Here is a 15551-nt window from a genome sequence, read left to right as displayed (position 1 = left end):
CCTCATTCTTTCATTATATAATCAATTAAACTTTTTGATTTTTCCTCCATTTTTTTGAAAGTGGTTTTATCTTTTGATTCAAAGTAAAATCTTATAACATTCTCTGTTCCAGATTTTCTTAAAAGCACCCATGAAACCCCATCTTCAAATTTTATAAGGAGTCCATCCTTTCCATTAATTTCTTTAACTTTTAAACCAAACAATAGATCTTTATCAAACTTATTTATAAACTCAACGACTTTTTCTGCCTCTTCCTCTCTAAACCTTATATCAATTCTATGGGTGTAGAACCTACCAAATTTCTTATAGACCTCTTCTATTAGGTCCTTTGGAGGTAATTTTTTATCCTCAACTATGCCAAGAACAAGAAGGTTGGCAAGTATCCCATCTTTCTCAGGCAACCAACCATGTATAGAGAGACCCCCACTCTCCTCTCCACCTATAAATATCTTCTCATCTCTTATAAGCATACCTATGTATTTAAAACCAACGGGGGTTTCGTAGAGGGGAATATTAAAGTAGGATGCAATCTCGTCTAAGAGTCTCGTTGTAGAGACAGTTCTTCCTATACCAAGGCTCTTTTTAACCTCTCTTTTCCATTTGGGAATAAAAAAGTAGGATATTATAGAGATAACCTCATTGGGAGTTATAAATGTTCCGTCTGAAGAGATTACTCCAAATCTATCACTATCTCCATCAAGGGCTAAACCAATAATTGCTCTTTCTCTCTTTACATACTCTTTTAACTCCTTGAGTTCATGTTCATATGGAACTGGTTCAAGACCACCAAAAAGGGGATCAACTCTATCATGAATTAGTTTTATGTTTTTAAAATCTTTGAACAACTCCTTCACATATCTTGCACCTGTCCCAAAGAGGACATCAAAAATTACAGGTTTCTTGAAATCAAAATTAAACGGGAGAACTTCTTTTATAGAAGATACATACTCATTTAATGGATCAAAAATCTCTATAACTCCAGATTTCACATAATCATCAAACTCTCCCTCGGGTTTCATGGAAGGGGAATGAGGAATAAATTTTTCTATCATTTTCGTTACTTCTGGTTCTGCTGGTCCACCCCATGGGGGTGAATATTTTATTCCTGAATAGTAGAAGGGATTATGGGAAGCTGTTATATTCACGCCTCCGCCAGTGCCTTTTTTTATTATCTCAAAACTTATAACCGGAGTGGGAGTTGGATACTCTGTAAAATAAACTTTAATACCATTTTCAGCGAATATGGTGGAAACGGTCATGGCAAATTCTTTGGATAGAAACCTTGTATCATATCCCACAACAACTCCATTTCTCTCATAACCCTTTTCTCTCATGAACCTTATTATAGCTCTTGTCACCTTTCTCACATTTGGAAAGGTGAAATCCTCGGCAATTATTCCCCTCCATCCAGATGTGCCAAATTTTATTTTCTTATCCATGATTCAATCCTCTCTTTAATTTCTTCCATCCTCTTCTTTTCTTTCTCTTCCTTGATGAAGCTTGAGTATATATGAATTACAGCTCTATCGCTATCTGGTAGCACAAACACAAATCCATCCTCTTCTCTAAGCTTTACACCTTCAATTAGTTCAGATAGGTCAGTTGTTTTTTCGGATAAATTTCTCATTACTCTTCCTTTAAGTTCCCAAGGACATGGAATCTCTATATGGGATGGGTCTCTCTTTGGAGTTCCCTTCTTTAATTCATTTAAATCTCCATCAAATTTGGATAGAAGCTCTATGAGTTTTCCAACGCTGTACATACCGTCAAAGAAAGGGAGAAAATTTGAGAATATGAAACCACCCATCAAATCCACTGCTATATCTGCCTTTGAAGCTTCTCTTATAATGTTTCTGGAGAGAGTGGATGACCATCGTATCTTTATGTTCAGTGATTTTATGTACTGCTCAAGCTCAAAGGATGCATTTACAGGAAGGATGAGGGAGAACTTTTCTTTCTCCATTTTAAGTAATTTTAAAAGTATTGCAACAAGTCTTGTATTGGAAAGTATCTCACCTGTGTTGTCTATTCCAAAAATTTTCTCCCCACCGGCATCAAGAAGAACTCCAAAATGTGCATCAAGGGACTTTACAACTGATGAGACTTTATTGAGTGCCTCCTTGAATTCTGATAAAGACCTTACAGATCTCTTACCATCCATATACGCATTAAGAGAAACTATCTCAAGACCAAAATCACCTATTATTGTAGGAAAGAACAACACTGGTGTTCCATAGGAGTAATCAATTACAAATTTAAGGTTTGAATTCTTAATGCTCTTTACATCTAAATTGTTAAGATAGAATTCCCTGTAAGATTCCACCACTCTTGGTGGAATATCCAAGTGGCCTATATCTTCCATACTTGCTCTGTTAAATTCCTCTCTAAAGAACAATCTTTCAATAGATTTTTCCTGACCGGGAGAGATATCGTATCCTGATTTGTCAAAGAACTTTATGTTTATAAAATTCGGGTCAAAGGGAGACCTCTTAACATGAAGTCCACCACTTCCATTTAAACTCTTTATGGCAAATCTCACAAGTGGAACAGGCGATGCTCTAAGATCCAGTACATCAACACCTGTAGCCATTAAACCTGCTATAAGTGCTCTTTTAATCATCCTTGATGATTCATGGGCATCTCTGCCTGTGTATACAACAGCTCTTTTACCAAGGAAAGTTCCATAGGCACATCCAAGTTTTGCAGCAAACTCAGGGGTTACTTCAACATTATTCACTCCAAGTATTCCATATGAACCAAAGAGAGACCTTGTCCATACCTTACCCCACACGAGACTGCTTGTTACAATAGCTCCATCTTCTACAATCTTGTTGGGCCATATGGATATTGTTGGTCTTAATTTGGCTCCTTTTCCTATCTCACAATCATCTGAGACAGTGTTATCACCTTCAAGAACAGCACCTTCCCTTATCTTTACTCTTCTACATATTATAGAGTTAATTATTTTACAGTTTCTCTCTATTAAAGTCTTATCCCATATAATAGAGTTTTCTATGAGAGCCCCATTCTCTATCTCTACATTATCTCCAATAAAAGAGTTTATTATTTCGGAGGCACCTATACTGACATTTTTTCCAATAACAACTGTTCCATGGAAGTTTTTAATATCCTTTATGTGGGAGTTTTCACCAACCCATACATCACTTCCAATTTTTCCAACTCTCTTTCCCTCAATTTCTATATCAATCCTTCCTCTAAGAATATCCATATGGGCTCTTTTGTATTCTCTTATGTTTCCTATATCTCTCCAATAACCATCTGAGATAAAACCAAAGAGGGGAAGGTTTCTTGAAAGAATTTGAGGGAATAGGTTTTTGGAGAAATCAACCTCCTTTCCTTCAGGAACAAACTCAAAGATATCTGGTTCAAGCACATATATGCCGGTGTTTATTGTATCAGAAAAAACCTCTCCCCATGATGGTTTCTCAAGGAATCTTTTAATTCTTCCATTTTCATCAGTTATCACTATTCCATACTGAAGTGGATTCTCAACTCTCGTAAGGGTTATTGTTGCAAGGGATTTGCTTTCTTTGTGAAAAGAGATAACCTCTGAAAGATTGAAATCTGTAAGAATATCACCAGAGATAACAAGGAAGGTCTCCTTCAATTTGTTCCTTGCGAGCCCAACAGCTCCAGCGGTACCCAAATCCTCTTCACTTGTAACATACTCAACTTTTACTCCAAACTCTTTTCCATCTTTAAAGTAGTCCTTTATCAATTGTGGTTGATGATAGAGAATGACAATTATATCTTTGAGATTGTGCTTCTTTAGAAGCCTTATTATATGAACCATCATTGGTTTATTCGCAAGAGGCACCATAGGTTTTGGAATGTTTACAGTTAGTGGTCTTAATCTTGTGCCAAACCCCCCAGCCATTATCACCGCTTTCATTTTATTCCTCCTTTAACCTCCTGTATAAGTTTAAATATTCCTTTGCAGAGGAATCCCATGAGTAATCACAACTCATCCCTATCTTTTGAATTCTCTCATAGACATCTATATCTTTAAATATTTTTACTCCCCTCTCCACTGACCTAACAAGTTCGAAGGAGTCATACTCATCAAAACTTATGCCATTTCCACACTTAGTTTTTTCGTGGTAGTTCTGAATTGTATCCTTAAGACCCCCCGTCCTTCTGACTACAGGAACAGTTCCGTATCTTAAAGCAATCATCTGACCTAAACCACATGGTTCAAACTTTGATGGCATGAGAAAGAAATCACTGGCAGCATAAATTCTATGGGCGAGAGATTCATCAAACTTTATAAGAGGGATAAATTTATTCCTGTATTTCTCTCCCAAGGACATAAGTTTTTCTTCAAACTCCCTATCTCCTGTTCCAAGGAGAACAAAATTGAGTGGAAGTTTCATAATATCATCAAAACCCTCTATTAAAATATCTATACCTTTCTGAGGAACAAGTCTTGATATTATAGAGAAAAGCGGGAGAGAGGGGTCAAAATCTATGTTTAATTCCTTGAATAGCAACAATTTATTTTCACTCTTTTTATGAAGATTCTCCTTTCCATAATTTACCTTAATAAACTTATCTGTCTCTGGATTCCAGTAGGAGTAATCTATACCATTGAGAATCCCATACAATTTATTTCTTATCTTCCTGAGTACACCCTCAAGTCCAAATCCATACTCCTTTGTTTGTATCTCCTTTGCATAGGAAGGAGAAACGGTTGTTACACAATCTGAAAAGAGTATCCCACCTTTTAAATAATTTACATTGCCGTAAAACTCCAGGCCATCTATTGTGAAAAGTGAAGGTGGAAGAGAAATTTCCTTTAAAACATCCTTTGAAAAAATACCTTGATAACCTATATTGTGTATCGTAAGAACTACCTTCTCTTTAATGTCTGGATAAAACAACCTCTTATACACTGGAAGCAACGCTGTTTGCCAATCATGAACATGAATTACATCAGTATCTCCCCTTTTAACTATAAAATCAAGGCTTACCTTTGAAAAAAAGGCAAATCTTATATAATTATCAGGATAATCCCCCTCTTTTGTGTTATATGGAGAATCCCTTAGGAAAAATTCATCATTTTCAATAAAATATACCTGAGCTTCCCTGTGTCTGTATATTAAGAAAGGAAAAGTTCTTTCACCTAATTTTACATTTCCTTTCTCTACAAGTTCAAGCTCCAGATTCTTATCCTTTATTTTCTTATAAAGTGGAAGAACAAGAATTGTATTAAACCCCAGTCTATTCAAATAGATGGGTAGTGTTCCTGCCACGTCACCAAGTCCACCTGTCTTTATGTAAGGCACTGCCTCAGACACAACAAATGCTATCTTCATAATTCTATCTCCCTTAGATACATAGCTGCATCCTCTGGTTTTGTGGGATTTATGTAAAAACCTGTACCCCATTCAAATCCTGCAACCTTTGTTATTCTTGGCATTATCTCAATATGCCAGTGATAGTAAGGTAGGTTCAGTTCATCTGTGGGGGAAGTATGAATTATAAGATTATACGGTGGGTCATTCAAGGCTAATGTAAGTCTCTGAAGAGTCCTCTTCAAAACACGGGAGAGACTTGCAACCCCTGCTCTTGTAATCTCTGTATAATCACATGAATGTTTCTTTGGCAAAATCCATATTTCAAATGGAAATCTTGGAGCAAAGGGAACAAACGAGACAAACTCACCATTTTCCTCAACAAGCCTTTCCCTTTCTCCGAGTTCCTGATTTAAAATATCGCAAAATACACATCTATCTTTGTAATCGTAGTAAAGCTTTGAACCATGAAGCTCTTCCTTCACCCTTACAGGAACAATGGGTAAAGCTATTATCTGGGAGTGTGGATGTTCAAGAGATGCTCCTGCCTGAGATCCTTTGTTTTTGAATATGAGAATATACTTAAATCTCTTATCCCTTCTTAAGTCAAGCATCCTATCTCTCCATGCCCACAAAACTTCTTCTATCTGTTTTTCTGGCATCTTGTGCATCTCCTCAAAATGGTTTGGAGTTTCAATAACCACTTCATGGGCACCAATTCCATTCATCATATCATACATTCCCACTCCTCTTTTATTTAACTCTCCTTCAATTCTCAGGGCAGGATACTTATTTGGGACAACTCTAACCCACCAACCTTTCTCATCCTTTTTTGTCCCAGGTTTCCTGTAAGCCATTATCTCTGGAGGTGTCATCTTCTCATTACCTGGCTCAAAGGGACACTTTGAAAGATCAGTTTCTTTTTTCTCCTCCTCCACCTTGTAGTCATGTGGCCTCAATGCCCTTTCAGTAGATATAATAACCCATCTTCCTATGACAGGATCCTTTCTCAATTCTGGCATACTCTACCTCCTTAAATCCTCTATCATTAAATCTTTAAATATAAAATCTTCCGTTTCAATCTTATCTAAATCTATAGTCTCCCTTTTTATACCTTTTAAAAACTCAACAATGTTTAAAAATTTTCTTCTGTGTTCCAAAAACCTCTCCTTTCCATAATCTTTTGCCTGAGATGTTGTAACAAGGAATGGCCAGTCTGAACTCAATTCAAGTAGAAACTCCTTTAGAAGTAAAGAACCTTCCTTTCCTGAAAGTTTGTGAAATAGAGACTTAAATTCATCTTCATCTTCATGTATCATATCCCACATCCATGAAGTCTCTGAATTATACCATGTGTAATGAAACCCTCCCAATCCCCATGAACTCTCTCTGAATAATCCCTTTCTTCTCACTCCAGTCTTTATAAAATCTGAGGGAGAAACTGAATCAATATCTTTATCTTCACTTATAAGAGATAGAACCTCCTTTAGCCACAGGGGACCCTCATACCACCAATGACCAAATAGTTCTGTATCATATGCTGAAAGAATTATTCCTTCTATTCCGCTTTCTCTATAAAATGAGGAGAGTTTCTCCTTTAAAAGTGAGACAAAATGATGAGCATGAACTTTTGCCTTTTCCCTTGCCTCATCAACGCTATATATCTCTTTTTCTCCAAGAGGAACATTCTTATCTGTTATCTTCCAGTACTGAAAACCTGAAACCTCAAACTTCTTATGGAACTCTCTATAAACTCCATCTCCTGGATAACCAAAATCCCTTGACCACACCTGCTCACTGGTTGATGGATTTCTTAAAAAGACATACAAATCGTCTTTTATCTCGTATGGAAGAAAGGTTCTTGATTCAGATGGAATCTTCAATTTTGGAAGTCTTCTTCCATACTCCATAATAATTTCTCTACCTTCAACAAGTGAATGGGCATCCAGTATAAAATATTTTATTCCATTTTCTTTAAGAATTTCTTCCACACCAGGCTTGTATCCGCACTCAGGTAGCCAGAATCCTAAAGGAGAAGTTCCTGTCCAATTTTTATGAATTATTACTCCACTTTTTACCTCTACCTCTCGTGATAGATCATTTTTTAAAAGGGGAAGGTAGGCGTGGGTTGCAGCAGATGTTATTAACTCAACAAAACCTTTTCTTTCAAGAGAAATAAAGCCTGAAACTATATCTTCATTTAGAGAAACAAAGAGATTTCTTATATCTTCAATCTCCTTCAGATAATACTCTGTAAGTTTTGTATAGGTAGGATTGCCTTTAAAATGAACAAGATCTTTCTTACCAAGCTCCTCTTTTTGATCAAGATACTCAAGAAACTTCTCCTTGAAGTAATAAGATTTTAATTGCTCAAGAAGAACTGGAGTTAATCCAACAACAATCTTAAATCTCTTCCCCTCTTCAACCAATTCATTTAATACCTTAAGAAGGGGTAGATAGGTATCAAAAACTGTCTCAAAAAGCCATTCTTCACCAAAGGGCCATCTTCCCTTTCCAAGACAGAATGGAAGATGGGTGTGAAGAACAATACTAAACTTTCCTTTCATTTTAATTCTCCTAATTTTACTTTTATTTTATTATACTCTTCCCTCAATGGAAAGACTAAAAATAGAGAGATACCTTGATATATCTTTTCAATACCAGAGGGAGAATTGGAAACTGTGTATATTGGTTCAAATCTAAATAACGCTTCTCTACTGACTTCTATGGAAAGTCTATCCTTTTTGGATACTACAATAGAAGTTCCTCTCTCTACCACTTCAACATCTTCAATTGGGATGCTTAAATTTAACTCCATTACATAGAAATTAGCGGCTTTACTCATACTAACAGTAACTTCTATAAAATCCTTTCCAATCACAAATTCCTTAGACAGTCCCTCTCTTTTAAATAGAAGTCTATCTTTTGAAATCTCGTAGTCATACATGTCAAGGCAGGGTTTATTTTTACCTATTTCCTCAATAGAATTTAGATGATGATCAAGGAAACTCTCCTTTGTATATAAATCAAATTTGAGATACTTGAGCGCATCTTTATCTTTTAATCTGAAAATTTCGTGTATTGTTTTAACTCCAGTATCGTGGGGATTCTCTTCCTTAGGTATATCGGAGTGGTAGCTCTCTCTATATCTTGTCATAACATTTGTAAGATTTTTTCCCAATAAAATATCATCCAGTTCTACCAACCTTCCACCCCTTCTATCAAAAAACAACATAAATCTCTCATTCCTGTAAATGATTTCTTCAACACCATCCTTATTGTAATCTTCAATGTAGAACCCACTTTTTCTCTTACTTTCTCTTTCAGCAGTGATTATTTCTCTGTAAATTGCATCTCTTAGATGTGGGAGGTAGAGTCCGCCAAAAATTCCATGCCAATAGGCACAATTACAACCACTTCTCAAGTAATGAGTATAGGCATTAGAATTTTTTGAAATTCCCTCTCTTAAAAAAAGCATTCTTTTATGCATCTTGTTTGATTCTTCATACTTTACAAGGAAATTCCTAAAAAATCCTCCACCAATAAGAGTTCTATCGATCTTCTTCTCCTTTAAATTTCTAAATTCTTTTTGTTTTTCATAAGGTAAAGCCCATTCCTCCATCTCTTCGTAGGATGTAGGTGGTATATAGACACGTTTTCTTGGAGGATAAAGAGAAATAATATCTGAAGGAAACACTGTCTCAACAGATTCTTCTCTACTTAATGCATCAAAAAATCTATGAAGCCAACCATTATTGTAAACATGTTCATATGTGCCGGGCCATAGACCAAATTTCTCTCCATCATCACCATAAACGAGAATTTCATCCACCTTGGAAGAACCCTTCAAAAAGGAAATCACTTCTTCCACAGGATGGTAGGGAATCATATACCTTAAAGTCTTCAGAATTGGAAATATATTCAAAGTGTAGCCTTCTTCCTCTGTTATATAATAATGAAACAAATCATCTCCCTCTATGCCAATCTTTCTAAATCCATTATCATCAATAAGTGTGTAAATTAATCCTGCCTTTCTAATACTTTTTGCAAGATGAGGTTCCCATACTCTCTCTGTAAGCCAGAGGCCCTTTGGATTATAGTTAAATTTATTTAAAAGATACCCATTCATCATCTCTATCTCAAAGATTCTATCCTCCTCAGGAAGTAGGAACAGGAGAGGTTCGTAAAAACCTCCACTTATAAGCTCAACCTGTCCTCTATTTACAAGTTCCTTAACCAAATCAAAGTATCTGTTGATTTTCTTTTTCTCCATAAATTCAAAAAGGCATCCTGATGTATGCAAACCAACCTTTATCTTTGGAAATTTAATTAGGGTCTCAAGAAATGGAATGTAAGCCTTTTGAATTGCATCTATAAAAACTTCATCAAAATTTCCAATGGGCTGATGATTGTGAATAACTATAGCAAATTTTCTCATAACTATACCTCCCAGTTTTTACACTGATAGTAATCATCAGGTAGGGTAAACATTATTCTCCCCCTTTGGGGAACCCTTGCAAGCACATTGCCTTCTACATAGAACAGAACCACAAACGAAACCTTTTCACCTCTTACAAAACCTAAATCAAGAAAAGGAATTTTAACCTCAAGGACTCTATCAAATTTCCAGACAACTGGAATTTTTGAGTCCAGTCTCCAATCGCCATCCTCCTTAGAGAAAACAACATCCTCCTTTATTCCGTGTTCTCCTCTTAAATTTATTTTAAGAGAGAAATTCTTGAAAGAAAGACCTGTCTTGGAAAACTTCACAAGAAAGTAGATATTTTCCATGTCAAAACCAAACTTTATTAACTCTATTATTGGTTCAGAGATAATCATGGTTCCATCAGATGCTTCGCCTCTCCATAAACCTCCATTTGCCCACTCAAAGAAATCTGTATCCTTGCCATCTATTAAAGGTTTTACTAACCACTTTGGTTCTATCTGGATAACCATCTCTTCACCTCTGATAATGGAATCAAAGAGAAAATCAGGTGGTTTCTTATTGTTAATCTCATACACACTCATAAGATGTCTCCTATAAAGATTATCAAATTCAAAGTGAGTCGCCTTCTGGTGTTCATTACCATACCACCAATTCCAATCTGATCCCTCTGCTGCAAACATAGCTTTTTTAGCTTTTTTCTTCTCATCCTGCGTAAATCCCTCAAAATCATCTCTAACAAGTTTTAGATACCTCCAGGAAATGTTATCCTCTTCCTCTCCTATCCACACTCTAAAATTCCCTTCTATCCACGAGCCGGTGGCAATGGTTTCTAATTCTTCTGATTTTACTCTGGAGATAGCCTCTGAAACTGTAGTTAATTCTACCCTTTCTTCTCCTTTTAATTCTTTATATATACTTGATAGGAAGTCAACTCCAGAACTCGGATAAAACTCCCACGCATTTTCTCCATCAAGGATTATGAAGAGCGTTCCATCTTCATCTAAATTGTCTCTTATATATCTTACCCTTGACATAAAATCCTTAACTGCATTTTCTGTTTTCATGCTGGAGTATGTAAAACCTATCAGATCAGAGAGTACATGGTCTCTAAAAACAACATTTACCTCTCCCAATTTATATGGCTTATAGAGTTCCCTTCTCTTGGTTATCTTTTTAGATTTGTATAAAATTATCTCGTCAGTTGCAAACCATTTAAATCCTTCTTTTTTTATAAAAGGTAATATCTCTTCAGAAACAGCTCCCTCAGGAGGCCAGAGTCCAGAGACTTTAGCTTCAAAAGTTTCTTCTATCAACTTCTTCCCTTCCTTGAGTTGAAGGTTTAAATCCTCAGGTCTTGAAAAAGGAGGTGAGGGAAGTGGTGTATTCTGGCATCTTTTTGCTATATCTGTATTTATAATGAGAGGCATTATTGGATGAGAATACGGACTTGTAGAAATCTCTATCTTTTCATTCCTGTAAAGTTCCTTAAACATCAGTATAGACTCCTTCATTAAAGATTCCTGTTTTTTAAGTAAAGTCAGCTTTTCTCTCTCTGTAAATCTCTCTCCCTTATCTTTCAATCTTCTAAGTTCCTCATCTTCTCTTAAAGCTATCTCTGATACCCATGAGAGGTTAAATAGAACCTGTAAGTCAAGAAAATCTTGGTCACTAAAGGACTTAATAACCTTATAGTTTTTTTCTCTATCAAAGGAGTAGCCTCTCTTAAAAAATAATTCACTATACCTTGGATTTTTCTTTATTACCTTGTCTAAATTAACATTAAAGAAATTTTTTAGTATAAAAATTTTCTCTTCTTCATTTAAAGAGGTAGGAGATTTTAAACTCAGATTTATGAACGGATCGTCTGCCTTCTTATCTATATAATCAAACATCTGCTCTACAAGACAGGGAGTAAAATTAAAAGTCACCTTCACGCTCTCTCTATCTACAAGCTTAGCCATCATGTGGTAGTTTTTTATAAGATGTAATCTAACCCAGGGAAGTAGATACACACCCTTTGAAAAATCTTTATAGAATGGCTGATGAAAGTGCCAGAGAAAGGAGATGTGCAGTTTACTCACCAATTACCTCAACTTTCCGTCTTATATGGGATATTTCATTTCCTTCTTTATCCATAAGTTTAAAGATAAGTTCGTGTTCCCCTTCCTCTTCAAAGGCAAGAGAAAATATGGGATGTTCCTTTGGAAGGATAGCTCTTTCTTCTCCATCAACAAATATTTTTACCATCTCTCCTGTTTCGTTCTTAAACTTTATATTTATCACCACTTTGGTTCCAATCTTTACCTTTCCAGATGGGAATATAAGGACATCGAAATCACATGAATAGGTATCATCATACTCGGTTGGTTCCTCTCCCTTTACAAACTTCCTTATCTCTATTCTATCCTTTGGAGTGCACTCTGTGGCAAGAAGCCCAGAATCAATGCAAACGGCAACTTCAACATACTCTGTTCTGTGAAGAGGGCATTCAACTTTTGGTTCAAAACCTCTTATAAAAATCTCTCTCTTAATCTTCGGACAGTATGGTGTTGGGAGAAGTCCACTTTCAGAACACACATCTTTATAAACAACCCCCTCTGGCCTCTCCCAATCCTTTGGTTTCTTTATCTTTATAAGTTCCTCAAAGACTTTCTTCCACACTTTACCTGCAAATCTAACTCCCCAGTTTCTAACTCCCTCAAGTCCAATGAGTTCCTTATCTGAACCTATGTATGTTGAAACTGTAAAGTCCTTTGTGTATCCAATAAACCATCCACTTGTGTAGTCTCCTGCAGTTCCACTCTTTCCTGCTATTGGATACTTGGAGAGATCAGGGAAGTAGTGATAGACAACATCCTTGAATATATCTGTCATTATATAACTTGCCTCAGGGGATACAACCCTTATTGGATTGACCTTATGTTCATAGAGAATCCTTCCATCCTTTCCAACAATCTTTAGTATCCCTGTTGCATCAACCCTCTCACCCATGTTTGATAGTGTTGAGTATGCCACAGCCATATCAAGGGGAGTAACCTCAAATCCTCCTATTGTCATTGATGGATATGGTTTAAGGGGAGACCTTATCCCCATCTTCCTTGCATAGTATACAACCCTATCAAGTCCAACCCTCATTCCAGTCTTTACTGCACATATGTTTGATGAACGGATAAGTGCCTGTCTTACTGTTAGAGGTCCAAAATAGCCATATATCCACTCCTTTGGTTTCCATCCACCAATGTTGATGGATTCAGAAACAAGTATTGATGCAGGAGTTAAAACACCATTCTCAATGGCAGGGGTGTAGTCAAATATCTTGAATGATGAACCAGGTTTTCTTAATGCAAGGCATCTATTGAACTGACTCTCCTTGTAGTCCCTTCCACCAACCATTGCAAGTATCTCCCCTGTCTTTGGAGAAAGAACAACAACTGCTCCCTGAGGTTGTCTTACTCCAAGTTCATCCTTATTCTCATCAGAGAATATCCCCCTTTTCACATTCTCCTCTATAACACCATTTAGGGAATCTATGGCAATCTTCTGAATCTTTGGGTCAATGGTTGTGTATATCTTAAGTCCCCCCTTATATAATAGTTCCTCCCCATACATCTTCCTTACCTTCTCCTTCACATAATCTATAAACCACCCATTTATATCTGATTCAGGTTCCTCCCTGTACTCCTTAAGCTTAATGGGAGTATCATATGCTTCCTCCATCTCCTCCTTTGTTATGTATCCCTCCCTTACCATCTTCATAAGAACTATTTTCTGTCTCTCCTTTGCAGCTTCAAAATCAACCCTTGGAGAATACTTACTTGGTGCAGGTAAAACTCCAACAAGCATTGCTGATTCAGGAAGGGTGAGGTCCTTTGCATGCTTTCCAAAGTATCTCCTTGCTGCTGCCTCAACTCCATATGCACCTGAACCAAAGTAAACCTGATTTATGTAGTATTCAAGTATCTCCTCCTTTGAGTAAATCTTTTCAAGGCGAAGGGCAAGTATTATCTCCTTTAATTTCCTCTCAATGCTAACCTTCTTTGAAAGGAATAGTTCCCTTGCAAGTTGTTGTGTTAAGGTTGAACCTCCCTCAACTATCCTTCCCTCCTTCCAGTTTACATAAAAAGCTCTAAACATAGCCTTTATATCAATCCCACGGTGTTTAAAGAAGTTTCTATCCTCACTGGCAATTAGGGCATCTATAAAATTTTTTGGAACCTCTGATAGAGGGACATATATTCTATTTTCAACAAAAAATACAGTTTTAATTAGGTTTCCATCCCTATCGAATATCTCAGAGGATTCTGGTGGGTCATACTCTATCTCTTTTATATCCGGCAGGGTCTGGGATAAAGTTATATAATAGTTGAAGGAGATGATGAATACCAAAAGGATAACGGATATAATTACAATAGCAAAGATAAGTAAAAGCCTTCCAAATTTGGAAGGCTTCCTCTTTTCTATTCTTCTCTCCCTTCTTTTAGAGACTATCCTTCTTGGGTAAAACAAAGGGTCTATCTTCTTCTATAATGTTTACTTTCTTCTTTAAAATTTCCCTTATATCCTTTGGCAAAAGAAACAACTTCTTATGTGTTTCTCCATCGTAAAACCTTAGCTCTCCCTCTATTCTCTCACCTATTCTTCTATCTATCTCATCTATTGAGAAATCTCTTGGATTTAGTTCATCACTTGCAAGGCAGAATCCCCATGTTGTATCAAAGGAAGGGACATAGGAGTAGTAGGAGAAGACAAGAGGAAAGACCTCCTTTAATGTCCAGTGTATTGCCCTGTGAAGTTCATAAGTGACATTTCTTAGCATTGATGCCTGAAGCGAGAATACCCCATCTTTTTTAAGTAGTCTCTTTAATTTCTCAAAAAACTCTCTTGTGAAGAGTTTATAGGATGGTCCTCCCTCAAATGGTTCTGTAACATCAGATATTATTGCATCGAAACTATCCTCTTTGAGTTCATCAACTATTTTGAGCGCATCTCCAAGGATAAGGTTCAGTTTCGGTGAGTCAAAAGAACCTCTATGCCATTCCTTGAGGTGTTTCTTTGCAAACTCTATACTCTCTTTATCTATATCCACCATGGTTATGTTTTTTATGGTTTTGTGCTTTAAAACTTCCCTTAAAGTTGCTCCCTCTCCTCCTCCAAGTATAAGTACATTTTCTGGCTTTTTTAAAATTGTTAGTGCTGGATGAACTAAGGATTCATGATATATATATTCATCCTTTTCAGAGGATTGAACATCCCCATCAATTATAAGCATCTTACCAAAGAAAGGAGACTTAAGTATCTCTATCTTTTGATACTTAGTCTCCTTTCCTGCTATATAATCTGAGAACCCATGGAGGTGAACCTCTGTGGGTTCAAACCTGTCATGAAACCACATCCATCGCTTCTTCACCACTTTCCTCCACAAGATTCCCCGATAGATTCTTCGTTATTTTGTGCACAAACCTTCCATTCTCCCTCTCACCCCGTGAAATGGAGGTGAGGTAAACCTCCCTGGCTTTAAACTCCTCTGCTGCAAATTTAAGTGCTTTCCATGGGTCTGTGTCCTCTCCGCATGTGTAGATGTCAAGTGCTGCATACCCATGCTCTGGCCAGGTGTGTACAGAGAGATGGGATTCCGATATAACAACCACTCCACTAACGCCATGGGGATGAAATCGGTGAAAAGCCGTCTCCCTAACTTCGGCGTTAGCCCTGTTCGCTGCCTCTGTGAGAATGTCTCTCACCTTCTCAATGTCATTCAACACTTCTGGATCGCATCCAGAGATTTCAAG

Annotated in this window: 10 protein-coding genes; all 10 read right to left on the bottom strand. The window is 36.7% G+C overall.

From position 1 onward, the window contains the following. Positions 1 to 2: 2 nt before the first annotated feature. Positions 3 to 1439, bottom strand: a complete 1437-nt coding sequence (locus tag J7J33_02890) for a phosphoglucomutase/phosphomannomutase family protein (protein ID MCD6168239.1) — start codon at positions 1437 to 1439, stop codon at positions 3 to 5. After that, positions 1424 to 3913 carry an NTP transferase domain-containing protein gene (locus J7J33_02885; GenBank protein ID MCD6168238.1) on the bottom strand — a complete coding sequence of 830 codons (2490 nt, stop codon included), beginning with the start codon at positions 3911 to 3913 and terminating at the stop codon, positions 1424 to 1426. The genes J7J33_02890 and J7J33_02885 overlap by 16 nt, the downstream gene beginning before the upstream one ends. Before the next feature lies 1 nt (position 3914). Beyond that, positions 3915 to 5336 carry a glycogen synthase GlgA gene (gene glgA, locus J7J33_02880; protein ID MCD6168237.1) on the bottom strand — a complete coding sequence of 474 codons (1422 nt, stop codon included), beginning with the start codon at positions 5334 to 5336 and terminating at the stop codon, positions 3915 to 3917. After that, positions 5333 to 6337, bottom strand: coding sequence for a galactose-1-phosphate uridylyltransferase (galT, locus tag J7J33_02875; protein MCD6168236.1), 1005 nt, complete (start codon positions 6335 to 6337; stop codon positions 5333 to 5335). Before galT ends, glgA begins: the two co-directional genes overlap by 4 nt. Positions 6338 to 6340: 3 nt before the next feature. Then, positions 6341 to 7882, bottom strand: coding sequence for a glycoside hydrolase family 57 protein (locus tag J7J33_02870; GenBank protein MCD6168235.1), 1542 nt, complete (start codon positions 7880 to 7882; stop codon positions 6341 to 6343). Next, positions 7879 to 9753, bottom strand: a complete 1875-nt coding sequence (locus tag J7J33_02865) for a DUF1926 domain-containing protein (protein ID MCD6168234.1) — start codon at positions 9751 to 9753, stop codon at positions 7879 to 7881. The genes J7J33_02870 and J7J33_02865 overlap by 4 nt, the downstream gene beginning before the upstream one ends. A gap of 2 nt (positions 9754 to 9755) precedes the next feature. After that, on the bottom strand, positions 9756 to 11843 hold the full coding sequence (locus J7J33_02860) for a hypothetical protein (GenBank protein MCD6168233.1): 2088 nt from the start codon (positions 11841 to 11843) through the stop codon (positions 9756 to 9758). Further along, positions 11836 to 14268 (bottom strand): PBP1A family penicillin-binding protein, encoded by a 2433-nt coding sequence (locus tag J7J33_02855; GenBank protein MCD6168232.1) that lies wholly within the window; start codon positions 14266 to 14268, stop codon positions 11836 to 11838. The genes J7J33_02860 and J7J33_02855 overlap by 8 nt, the downstream gene beginning before the upstream one ends. Next, positions 14240 to 15154 carry a polyamine aminopropyltransferase gene (speE, locus tag J7J33_02850; GenBank protein MCD6168231.1) on the bottom strand — a complete coding sequence of 305 codons (915 nt, stop codon included), beginning with the start codon at positions 15152 to 15154 and terminating at the stop codon, positions 14240 to 14242. The genes J7J33_02855 and speE overlap by 29 nt, the downstream gene beginning before the upstream one ends. After that, positions 15141 to 15551, bottom strand: a 411-nt coding sequence (speD, locus tag J7J33_02845) for an adenosylmethionine decarboxylase (GenBank protein ID MCD6168230.1), incomplete at its 5' end; no start/stop codon positions are given. The genes speD and speE, both read right to left, overlap by 14 nt.

The organism is Caldisericia bacterium, from assembly GCA_021158845.1.
In the GTDB taxonomy this organism is placed as follows: domain Bacteria; phylum Caldisericota; class Caldisericia; order B22-G15; family B22-G15; genus B22-G15.
This window is presented reverse-complemented; position numbering and strand designations above follow the sequence as displayed.

Excerpts from the sequence above, each read along its gene's own strand:
- J7J33_02890 (MCD6168239.1), bottom strand. The coding sequence starts at position 1,439 with ATGGATAAGAAAATAAAATTTGGCACATCTGGATGGAGGGGAATAATT.
- J7J33_02885 (MCD6168238.1), bottom strand. The coding sequence starts at position 3,913 with ATGAAAGCGGTGATAATGGCTGGGGGGTTTGGCACAAGATTAAGACCA.
- glgA (MCD6168237.1), bottom strand. The coding sequence starts at position 5,336 with ATGAAGATAGCATTTGTTGTGTCTGAGGCAGTGCCTTACATAAAGACA.
- galT (MCD6168236.1), bottom strand. The coding sequence starts at position 6,337 with ATGCCAGAATTGAGAAAGGATCCTGTCATAGGAAGATGGGTTATTATA.
- J7J33_02870 (MCD6168235.1), bottom strand. The coding sequence starts at position 7,882 with ATGAAAGGAAAGTTTAGTATTGTTCTTCACACCCATCTTCCATTCTGT.
- J7J33_02865 (MCD6168234.1), bottom strand. The coding sequence starts at position 9,753 with ATGAGAAAATTTGCTATAGTTATTCACAATCATCAGCCCATTGGAAAT.
- speE (MCD6168231.1), bottom strand. The coding sequence starts at position 15,154 with ATGTGGTTTCATGACAGGTTTGAACCCACAGAGGTTCACCTCCATGGG.